This is a genomic window from Saliphagus infecundisoli, from assembly GCF_020177375.1.
GTDB classification, from domain to species: domain Archaea; phylum Halobacteriota; class Halobacteria; order Halobacteriales; family Natrialbaceae; genus Saliphagus; species Saliphagus infecundisoli.
In genome coordinates, this window is record NZ_JAIWHV010000052.1 from 1 (window position 1) to 9,818 (window position 9,818).

9 protein-coding genes and 1 pseudogene are annotated in these 9,818 nt (G+C 54.1%); 4 read left to right on the forward strand and 6 right to left on the reverse strand.

Going from position 1 to position 9,818, the window contains the following annotated elements:
- Together LCF40_RS22295 and LCF40_RS22300 are read left to right on the forward strand one after the other, a co-directional pair.
- On the forward strand, positions 1-268 hold a 268-nt coding region (locus LCF40_RS22295), incomplete at its 5' end, for a hypothetical protein (protein ID WP_224830333.1).
- A gap of 270 nt (positions 269-538) precedes the next feature.
- The gene (locus tag LCF40_RS22300) at positions 539-1,138 is read left to right on the forward strand and encodes a hypothetical protein (protein ID WP_224830334.1); all 600 of its coding nucleotides are present in this window, start codon (positions 539-541) and stop codon (positions 1,136-1,138) included.
- A gap of 131 nt (positions 1,139-1,269) precedes the next feature.
- On the opposite strand, the gene LCF40_RS22305 is transcribed toward LCF40_RS22300, so the two are convergent.
- Positions 1,270-1,437 (reverse strand): DUF1931 domain-containing protein, encoded by a 168-nt coding sequence (locus tag LCF40_RS22305; RefSeq protein WP_224830335.1) that lies wholly within the window; start codon positions 1,435-1,437, stop codon positions 1,270-1,272.
- Between the two features lie 348 nt (positions 1,438-1,785).
- Here LCF40_RS22305 and LCF40_RS23630 point away from each other — a divergent pair, with 348 nt between their 5' ends.
- Complete coding sequence (locus LCF40_RS23630; RefSeq protein ID WP_345777884.1) at positions 1,786-1,941, forward strand: DUF6788 family protein; 156 nt, start codon at positions 1,786-1,788, stop codon at positions 1,939-1,941.
- A 1,466-nt stretch (positions 1,942-3,407) separates the two neighbouring features.
- On the opposite strand, the gene LCF40_RS22310 is transcribed toward LCF40_RS23630, so the two are convergent.
- The 5 genes and pseudogenes from LCF40_RS22310 to LCF40_RS22325 all read right to left on the reverse strand — a co-directional run bounded on the left by LCF40_RS22310 (position 3,408) and on the right by LCF40_RS22325 (position 9,298).
- Positions 3,408-3,668, reverse strand: coding sequence for a hypothetical protein (locus LCF40_RS22310; protein WP_224830336.1), 261 nt, complete (start codon positions 3,666-3,668; stop codon positions 3,408-3,410).
- Positions 3,669-3,791: 123 nt separating this feature from the next.
- A pseudogene (locus tag LCF40_RS23635) lies at positions 3,792-3,967 on the reverse strand (tyrosine-type recombinase/integrase); the annotation flags it as partial.
- A gap of 1,221 nt (positions 3,968-5,188) precedes the next feature.
- Entirely contained in the window at positions 5,189-5,815 is a 627-nt protein-coding gene (locus LCF40_RS22315; RefSeq protein ID WP_224830337.1) for a hypothetical protein, read from the reverse strand.
- A gap of 49 nt (positions 5,816-5,864) precedes the next feature.
- The gene (locus LCF40_RS22320) at positions 5,865-6,797 is read right to left on the reverse strand and encodes a hypothetical protein (protein WP_224830338.1); all 933 of its coding nucleotides are present in this window, start codon (positions 6,795-6,797) and stop codon (positions 5,865-5,867) included.
- Between the two features lie 269 nt (positions 6,798-7,066).
- Positions 7,067-9,298 (reverse strand): PQQ-binding-like beta-propeller repeat protein, encoded by a 2,232-nt coding sequence (locus LCF40_RS22325; RefSeq protein ID WP_224830339.1) that lies wholly within the window; start codon positions 9,296-9,298, stop codon positions 7,067-7,069.
- 150 nt (positions 9,299-9,448) lie between these two features.
- Between LCF40_RS22325 and LCF40_RS22330 the strand changes: the two genes are divergently transcribed.
- Positions 9,449-9,818, forward strand: a 370-nt coding sequence (locus LCF40_RS22330; protein ID WP_224830340.1) for a hypothetical protein, incomplete at its 3' end; no start/stop codon positions are given.

Below are 9,818 nucleotides of genomic sequence, written 5' to 3' on the forward strand. Positions count from 1 at the left end.
TACGAATTTTGATGAATATGTAGTTTCTGTGATAAAGGAATCATCTGGCGGTGATGGTTCAAATAGCAAATTTGAAATAATGGGAGTTGGGCAAGAATCTGAGAACACGTTACACATCTATTCCTGCATTGCCGAAGTTGGGAGTGGTGATGTGGGCTATCTGTACCTTCGACTGCTCCGAGTTTCTCATGAGGGTTTGCCGTTGGACAGAGCCGTCTACACCCACTGGGAGGAAGGTGATGAGTCAACTTACGAATCCGATGTATAGTCGCCGTCCGATTTTGATTCAGTGAGACCACTATCCTCTTCACTGTCATTACTTACTGTTGCTGCCATCCTCTGTACATATCGCGAGAATCGGCCGCCCCTCTCGTGAAAAATGGGTCCCGCAAATTGGGGTTAGTGAGACTAATCCGATCGTTACCTCGAGTTGTGAACTAACCATCAAACCACGAACTATGAGTGATATTTCCACGGAGAGAAAGTCACTATTTCACCTTCCCAAAATCTTTTCTCCCAACACTCTGAACGAGATAATATGGATCGTCGCCGTTTTCTCGCAACGGCTGGGAGCGGCACACCCATTTTTCTTGCTGGATGCACGTCGATTGGCAGTTCTCCTACAAACCCCTCTGAGGACGAGTCGTTTCAGCGACGCTCTGTGTCAGTTAACTCTACCGGCGAGATGCCTGATACTGTTTCTGCTTCACTTTCTGTTGAAGCTACCTCAAGTCGGGCGACTCCTGATCAGACGATCACGTTTCGATTTACGCTTACTAACGAAGCCGATACCGTCCAACAATTTGATGTCGGTAGCATTCCTGTCCCGAACCTACTCGTCGTACAGAGTGACCCACCTAATTACGTTCTCTTACAGCCATCCTCTTGGACAGCAGATGATCGACGATCAGACTGTTGGGAGAATACTGACCCCGACAATGATCCCTATCGGGTGGTTCCTGAGGAAAACCAAGTAGAACTCGAGCCGAGCAAATCGTACTCAGGTGACGCTGCGCTGTGGGGAAGCGTAGAAGATGATGTGTGCTGGCCTGAGGGAGAGTTCACGTTTGAAAATTCTGTGACCTTTGGTGAAACAACATTCACGTGGGGATTCCAATTTGAAGTGACGAAGCAGTAAGTCTCTACAGCTTCGGATAGCTATCAATGCACGCGGTGGCCCCTCCGTGACCTACTCATCCTGTACATAACGGCTGTTTCATGCCCACATCCGGCTAAAAGAAGATAGCCTGATACCTCCGGTCGGCCGATCTACAGATCGCGGGGCTGAACGGTTCGTCGGTCGTTGTCTTCAGCCCGCTGGGCGGCATCCTCGAGTAACTCCGCGACCTCCTCGTCGAGGGCGTCGTAGAAGTCGGCTGCCACATTGTAGTTGTCGAGCTGGTCCTTCACTGCCGATTTGACGATGAGATTTGCCATACGACACCCAACAGTACATAGTAATTTGAGAAGTAGTCTTCGACTTGTGAACGTTGGAAACGGCGTACAGACAGCTTCAATCGGCGATCACAGAACGAAAAGGCAAGTGCACCGTCGCCTTGTGCAACATCTTTATCGGAGATGCGGCCAATTGTTGCACAAGGTCAATGGCCCTACCCAACGCACCCTCGACGCTCCCGCAGTACATCGCCGACGGGCTCCCAAAGCAAGACGATGCGCGATACGCGCGAGTACATCGATCAGCTACTTGCCGATCGCGAACGACGCCGAGAAGAACCGGTCACTGAAGATGAGCTCCCCGATGACGTCGACGTCGTCGAGGAAGGATTGAGCGGCACTGTCTATCACGAGTATCGAACCTGTGGCGACGAGACGTGTCAATGTATGAGCGGTGGCACGAAACCCGGTCCGTACGCATATCGTGCGTATCGCGATGGCGACACCGTTCGTAGAGAGTATCTCGGAAAAGCTGAGTCGGAGTGAGCAAACGGAAGCACCGTATGGCTCTGTGATTCTACGTGAGGGCGACACCGCGCAATGCCGTTTGGAACGAGCAGGTACATACTCCTCGAGTTCGTCGAAAAGCAGACATCGTCGATGGAGGCTTCGTTTCACTCGGCACATGGGGTGCTCTGTGGCCGTCAGCTGCGGGACTCCGCCTTCGATACAACCTGACGCCGGCTAGGTAGCTGATTAATGCACCGATCAGGCGTTCGTTTCGTCTGATTATTATTACACTCCCAACTGGTCATCAGTCTAGTTCTGACAATATAAATGAACAATGGAACTGGTATATAATACCATAACCACTATAAATATTCATAAGTATATAAAAGTGCTATTTCCAGATGGGTTTATTAGACGCCACCACTATTTGTTTAGTGAATGTGAATAGACACCGTGACACAAAATACTCGCGTCCGTCGCAATATCAATAGGCGAATATAATTCGCCCATGGATTTCATTCCCAATAAGGTTATCCGACTTCTCCGTCCGAACAGATACATACTAGCTATATTTTTGTTTTTTGCTCTTTTCCCAATATTTCTCGACATAATTACCACGGGTGCAGTTTCCGGGTACGCTGGTGGAATTGTCGATGCACAAGGCGAGACAATATCGAGATATGAGGGTGGCAGTGCACCTCAGTATCAATGGTATTACCCAATTTTATACCCATTCATGCTTATTTGGTATGTGGCTGTGTTGATATTTGATATATTTGATATAGTAATACCAGATATTTCTTTAGTCTACTATTCAGCCCGGCTTGTGTATTTTTATATAATTGCGGTTATTTTCGGTAACGGGATAAGACTCATTATCCTTTTCGTTAGACAAGGCATTTCTAGTACAGCTACGTGAATATCTACCAAAGATTAGCAAGGCAAATTTATCATTCGGAAGATCTGTGGAATTTATCTTGCTAATGGAGATTCCGAGCTTGGTTGTGCATAAGCAATCTACCTGCTTGACTCCAGATACAACGAAAACGCGGTGTCCCGCTGAGTCCCTCGAGCTTCTGAAGCGTGCCATCTCAACACGTTCGCTTAAAGGCATTACTGCCGATCGCGAAGCCGGTCGTACTCCCCCTTCGACGTCGCCCATTTGTATTCGGCACTTGGGACGGGGTTGCCGATCCACTCAAGGAGCCGGGGGACGTCAGGCACGTCGATCGAGACTCGACGCGAGCCTACGCGGGGCGTGATCCCGATTTCGAGTCGTGAGAGTGTGTGCGCCAAGTCTTCGCGATAGCCGTCGTCAACGGTCGGAACGTCATCCGTAGGTGTTCATTGCCACGAACGAGAGTGTGCCGTCGTAGGCGACGAACATGCGCGTCGACAGCGGCCGGAGTCGGATGTGCTCAGGGATACACTTCTCGCCATCCCGATGCAGTCTCGGTAGTGGTTGAACTCAGGATGGGCAATCTCGAGACGCGATAGACGTCCTAGTCGGGGCCGTCCTGCAGAAACCAGCAGATGCTCCCAGCAGCCATGCCGAACTGCTCGTGGAGCCACAGCGCGAACGCCCGTGCCATTGTCTCGATGCGAAGCTTGGCCCGTTCGCGCCCTTTGAGCGATCCGTCGCCCATGAGCGCGCCTGTAGCGACGTGATGGATCTGTGGGTCGAGCGTTGGATAGTCACAGCTTGCTCCGGTTCCAGTGTTGGGGATACGATGTCTTCGCCCCGCCACACTAGGGGCAGACATTGAGACCCGGCCCGCGGAGCTGTTCACCCATTTCGTTGATCTATCGTCGTAGTGTGCCATCTCTTTCGACGGCTACTAGATCAGTTGGAAGTGCTCGTACTCCCACTCAGTCGTGAGACTCGACTAGTGGCGAAGCCGGTTCCGGAGGTGATACAGCTGATCGTCTTCCTCGGCACGGAGCATCCGCCAGGCGACACTGTGCCGGAGCGTGTGCGACGAGACGACGGCGGCCGACTGACGCCCCCGTAACTGTAGGGACGGATCTTCGCGCGGCGTGCAGCCCGCTGCACGACGTCGCTTCGAAGGTGTCGACTGCCTCGAGGAAGATCTCATCGACATGGCGTCAGGATCATACTCGGGGGCTGAGACGCTCTCGGAGTAGGCGTACTGCAACGCGACCCGCTCCGGGACTTCGTAGAGCGTATGTCGTCGAACGCACGGCCGAGCCAGGCGAGATCTTGTCGGACTCGTTGGTCGAGCACCGGATCTGGTTCGCTAACACAGGCGACCTCGTGCTTCGGTATTGGACGAGAGTCGAGAGTCGGTGGCGGTAGTAGTCAAAAGTTGCAGCACGTTTCAGCCTGATTCTCGCGTTACATTGGAGTGCGAACACACCATCTAGAACGGTCGCAACGAGCATCCCTGTTTCATCGTTTGATCGATCGAGAACACGTAGGTCCTAATACTGTGTGACCGGACGCGAGTCGAGAGTTAAGGGAGATAGCGCTTCTCTGGGTCCATACTGCTAGCGATGTACAGTTGAACTTTGATTGGCCGGGTCTCCTTCCTCAGTCGCGGTCACGGTTTCCGGGAGGGTGCCCTCGAATTCGACTTGTATGCGATATGTGTCAGCGCTTTCGTCGCCACTACATGCGTTTCCGGCGTCTTCTTTTGTACCGCTACCGATTGTTACGGTGAATGTGTTCGAGCCGTTGTCATAGCTCCGACCAGTAATAGATGCTATATTACAATCACTCGACCCGACAAATAATTTCCCGAAGATAACAACCATGTCTCGACTAGAGTCAAAACTAATCTCTGGCGGCTCAGTCACGGACGATATGCCATCATAGTTTTCATCACCAGGTTGATATACATCAAATTCAATGTTACTAACTGGACTACGCGCTGTAGAGACGACACTGTTGGGCCAGGACAAGCACCCACTACCGCCAATAAGAGCCGTCGTCGCCCCTGCAAGGACGATTCGACGCTTCATTGAGTGCCCCTCTCGAAATGACTCACGGTTGGGAGAATAAGGGTCGCTCCAGTTCGTATTATGAAAGACGGCCACTGCATACTATCGTGTAAGCACCTCAGGGTATTAGATGCTTGGTAGACTACAGTTCCTGTTTTAGCTTTCTCCTGTACGTAACGTTAGCCCAGGGGCACCGGTCAGTGCAATCCAGCCACCGCGTTACATCGAGGCTGCGAACGGGCCGTTCTGTTATATCCAGATTTACAGCGGGGTGTTGAGAGAGAAGCGGATTGCTACCACGCGAGAACTCCTTCAGGGGTCACTAGGTTGCAACGAGAGAGAACGCGACCGTATACTCCTCATTTGTATCCATGTTAGTATCTTCGTCGCCTACTTCAAAGGATGTGGTAAACTCAAATGCGGAGGGGATCGTATCCGGAGAGTCTTCATCGAAGGTCCGTATCAAAACAAGCTCCTGGGCTCGTGTCTGATCTGGCTCAAGTTCGTCCATATTCAGTGCCCCCGGAAATGCGATCGTTTCAGTTGCAACCCATATCCGCGTATCTTCATCGAAGGAATACTCATATTCATCCTTTGGAATCAAGATAAACTCATCAGAGCTGAGGTATGAGCCGACGACGTTGTCAGTATCCCCGTAAACGATCGTCTCATCGGACGGATTCGAGATCGACACGGTGAGCGTGAGTGGCGAATCCGGCGAGTGGATGCCGGGTTGGGTGATCTTGAACTCGTGTTGGATCGGGCTATCCGATGACGTCTCCACTTCTATCTCGTAGGTCCGTGTCTCGCGGTCGTGGTCGTCCTGATCGGTTCCGTTACCATCCTCATCTTGGTCTGTCCCGTTGGAGCCTTGCGTGTTATCTGCGCCGCTTTCGAGACAGCCTCCGAGGACACTAACACCCCCGATCAGGAGCGTACGTCGTTTCATGATTTGATATGTGGATGTGATCCGTGTGGCACAGCAACTATTCGAAAAATTAGCTGACTGACGTTATATCGAACGCCAGTTGATACTCCAAATCCGGTACCATCGTGTCTTCTCCTTCTTTTTCCTCAGCTCCAAACTCTGTAGCGAACTCGAACTCCGAGGGAATCCGGTCCGGGAACTCCTCGAGCAAGTCTCGTATCAACACGATATTCTGAGATCGTGTCCCGTTTGGCTCCAGTTCGCCACTCATGATAGTGTCCCCGTAGCCGATTGCTTTTGTCGCGTGCCACGCTCGCTTCTCTTCATCGAAGTCATACTCGTGTTTGCCCTCTGGGACCAACCTGAACTCTCTGGACGTGAGATACGAGCCGACGATAGAGCGTTCATCCGCGTAGGTGATCGTCTCGTCGGTCGTATTCGAGATCGACACGGTGAGCGTAAGCGGCGAATCCGGTGAGTGGATGTCGGGCTGGGTGACGTCAAACTCGTGGTGAATTGGACTCTCTGGAGACGTCTCCGCTTCTACCTCGTAGGTCCGTGATTCTCGGTTGTGGTCGTCCTGATCGGTCCCGTTTCCGTCCTCTTCTTGCGCTGACCCGTTCGTCGCATTGTCTTGAGTCGTCCCGTTCGACGTGTCAGTCTGCTCGGTCTCAGTTGATTCGGTAGTGTGGTCCGATCTGTTCGTTGGATCGTCTTGGCCGGTCCCGTTTGAGGTATTACCTTGATCCGTGACGTTGGACTCGGGTTCCTCGGTGGTTCCGTTCGAAACATTGTCTTGATTCGTCCCATTTGACGTGTCGCTCTGATCCGTAGCGTTAGAGTTGGACTCGTCGTCGGTTCCGTTTGACTCGGTTTCCTGACTCGTTCTGTTTTCGTCCTCCCCTTGGCCAGTCCCGTCAGAGCCTTGCGTGTTTTCAGCCCCGTTCTGGAGACAGCCACCGAGGACGCCAACACCCGCGACCAGGAGCGCGCGTCGTTTCATGATAGCTAGGTTAGATCACTGACGGGATATATGTTGGTGACGGTGAACGACGCGTATGAGCTACCCGAAAGATTATATGACGGAAGGAGGACGCCCAGACCGTTTGGCCCTGTCTTGGACGTACTTCTCGCGTTGCCTGAGCTCCCTGCATTGTGCAGGCCTCAGGAGGTGAAGTCTGAGCCGGTCCCGAAAGGGGACCTCAGACATGGCGATCAAGACTGGAGTTTGAGCCGGTCGGCTATCGTCTAGTCCGGTATCGCTTGAATCCCTTACCTATCCGGATCGAGTGTCGACAATGCGAACCCCCATATCACGTCGACATCGTCGTCACCGAACCCTTGTTCGAACGCAAAGCTGTCACCGTCGCGCGGGTCACCGGTCTCGGGGTGGGTGGTGACGATGAACTGCTTGGTGCTCCTCTCGCCGGGATCGTACGCCGTTGTGCCCCGACCCTGGACGATCGATTCGTGGGGAAGAAAGGCGGGTTCCCACCAGCCGCTGTTAGTTCGCTCGACGAACCCGGGCGCGTATGTCTCCGCGGGAAGGAGAACAAGCCGACGATCCTCGGGCCCGTGCCCGACGTACGAGCCGAAGGGCCAGTGCCGCATCGACGCGATTAGCGACCGTTCGTCCGTGACATTCTCGAACGTCACCTCGATCATGCCCGGATGGGTGTCGGTGACCGGTTCAACGACATCAACCGTGAACCGGCCCATGAATTCCTTCGGGAGGCTTACTTCGTCCGCCACTACGAGATCATGGACGATATCGCCCGTGTCCGTTCCACGATCCTCGAGTTCGACAGCTCCCCTCACTTCGAAGTCCCAGCCGTCGTGATCGTCCCTGTCATCCTCGAGCTTCAGGCGTTTTTCGACGGAAAATTCGTACGTGCCTGGCTGGATGCTGTTGGTCTCGTCCGAGATCGTGTAGGTTTCGCTCACCGTTTCGCCCGGAGGGATTTCCGTCGAGAGGCCGATACTGTTCACGCCCGTTATCCCGCGATGAGGGGATGTGTGAACGTGACCGCTTTCCTCGTAGGCCGAGGTCCACGCGGTGATGTGGCGATCTTCACTGCCGAGCCTGAAGATACCGAACGGCTCCGGCGCACCGGTGGTGGACCGCAGCGTCTCGTCACTCTCGTTCGTCACGGCGAGTGTCATCGACACGTCCTCGTCCGTATCGATCCGATCGCCCTTGGTGGTGAAGGAGACGTCCACGGGGGCATCCTCTTCCACCTCGACATTCCACTCTGCGCTGACGTCGAAGCCACCCATGCCGAAGGAAAAGTCGGTACCGGCGTAGCTCGGCTCTGGTGGAGTGGCGCCGCGATCCGGAATGGGTTCTGCATCCGACGTCCACACACCGGCACGACCGTCTCCTGATACGATCGCCAGTAAACGGCCGCCCACACTCACGTACAGGGTCTCATCAGCGACGGCAGGGCTGCTTACTGGCCATTGGAACCGCAACCACCACTTGATGTCCCCCGTCTTGGGGTCGAGTGCATATACGCGGTAGGGGGTGGTGACATAGACGGTCTCCTCGGTGACGACGACGCTCCCGTCTCCGAGAACTTCATCGTCCCGGGTCCATTCGACGTCTCCGGTCGCCGCTTCCACTGCGAGCGCCCGCGATACCCACTCGTCGCCCTCTTGTTGCTGGCCTGCGAGGTAGAGCGTTCCGTCGATCGTCGCGATGTCGGTAGCGCGGAAGTTCCCCTCGAGGGTCCACTTGCGGTCACCGGTCGCGGTGTCGTGAGCGAACAGATCTTTCCGGGTTCCGACGAAGACCGTGCCGTCTGCGACGGTGGGCGGCCCGCCCGCTCGGTCGATTGTCTTCGTCCAGTCAGTCTCACCGTTCTCGACGTCGATCGCGATCAGATTATCGTTCCCGACAGCGAAGACGCGCCCGTCATCTATCGACGGTGTCGTGATTGTATGGATCTCGCGACTCCAGCGCTCTTCGCCGGTCTCCGCTTCGAATGCAACGAGGGGGCCACCCCCGCCCGCAGCAGCGAAGACGGTATCGTCGGCGAATGCGAGTCCCCACGAGGTATCGACGTTGTCCATCCATTCTTGCTCGCCCGTCTCGACATCGAGAGCGTACACACCCCCCGCCGACGCGTAGACGAGTTCGTCTCCGACCGCTAGCGCCCGTTCGATATCGTCGCCGATCTTCGCCTGCCATTGTTGGTCGCCGGTGGCCTGCTCAAAGGCGAAGACGGACTGGTTGTGGACGCCAGTTCCGATGCACACCGTCCCGTCCTTGACGACTGGGCCGGTGGAGAGCCCCGATGTGTCGCTCCACCAGCGTATCCGTCCGCCACCGTCCGGACCGGCCGCGGTTGTGGCCCCGGTGTGGGCGGCATCGGCCTGGAACTGTAACCATTCACCGGTCGGGTCATTGGTGTCATCGCCAGACTCTCCATTGTCAGCGAGACACCCGGTCAACGGCACGACGATCCCGGCGCCTGTCCCGGCGAGAAGGGCTCTGCGGCGCATACACCAATTTGATACGGATGACATAAATGGGTACTGTTGGCTAAAATCTCAGTATTACCTTGAGCTGCGAACTGATCGGGTGAGGTAGGTCAAACAATTGTTTGAGTATGGAGAAGGAATTTAACAATAACCCACCACAAATTCACTATCATGAATCGTCGTTCTGCTCTTTCGATGCTCAGTGGAGGTGGAGTCGCTGTCATCAGTGGATGTCTCTCAATGCGGCAGGAAGATTGCCCTCAACCCGACATTGAACACGAACTCTCCTACAATGTTCGTATACCAGAGGGATCTGGATCACATACCGGTGATGGCATCGAACTTATTACGACACCTGAAGATATCAACAATCTCACCACTGAGGGGTTAAATGATGAAGACGAACGATGGATAGCGGATACGAATTTTGATGAATATGTAGTTTCTGTGATAAAGGAATCATCTGGCGGTGATGGTTCAAATAGCAAATTTGAAATAATGGGAGTTGGGCAAGAATCTGAGAACACGTTACACATCTATT